Here is an 821-nt window from a genome sequence, read left to right on the forward strand (position 1 = left end):
GCTGACTCAGATGCGCTTGTGCTTGCTGATTGGCTCGCACTTGTTGATGCCGATTCAGAAGCTGATGTGCTTGCTGAAGCTGATGCACTTGTTGATGCTGATTCAGAAGCTGATGTGCTTGCTGATTGGCTCGCACTTGTTGATGCTGACTCAGATGCCGATGTGCTTGCTGAAGCTGATGCACTTGTTGATGCTGACTCAGATGCCGATGTGCTTGCTGACTGGCTTGCACTTGTTGATGCTGACTCAGATGCTGATGTACTTGCTGACTGGCTTGCACTTGTTGATGCTGATTCTGATGCTGATGTGCTTGCTGACTCAGACGCACTTGTGCTTGCTGATTGGCTTGCACTTGTCGACGCTGATTCAGACGCTGATGTGCTTGCTGAGGCTGATGCACTTGTTGACGCTGACTCAGAGGCTGATGTGCTTGCTGAAGCTGATGCACTTGTTGATGCTGACTCAGATGCTGATGTGCTTGCTGAAGCTGACGCGCTTGTTGATGCTGACTCAGATGCCGATGTGCTTGCTGAAGCTGACGCACTTGTTGATGCTGATTCTGACGCTGATGTGCTTGCTGAGGCTGACGCACTTGTTGAGGCTGATTCAGAAGCCGATGTGCTTGCTGAAGCTGATGCACTTGTTGACGCTGATTCAGATGCTGATGTGCTTGCTGAAACTGATGCACTTGTTGATGCTGACTCAGATGCTGATGTGCTTGCTGAAGCTGATGCACTTGTTGAGGCTGACTCAGATGCGCTTGTGCTTGCTGATTGGCTTGCACTTGTTGATGCTGACTCTGACGCACTTGTTGACGCTGA

1 pseudogene is annotated in these 821 nt (G+C 50.4%); it reads left to right on the forward strand.

From position 1 onward, the window contains the following. Positions 1-821, forward strand: a pseudogene (locus N8M09_RS10825) (MSCRAMM family adhesin SdrC); the annotation flags it as partial.

The organism is Streptococcus mitis, assembly GCF_946190375.1.
Classification (GTDB): domain Bacteria; phylum Bacillota; class Bacilli; order Lactobacillales; family Streptococcaceae; genus Streptococcus; species Streptococcus mitis_CJ.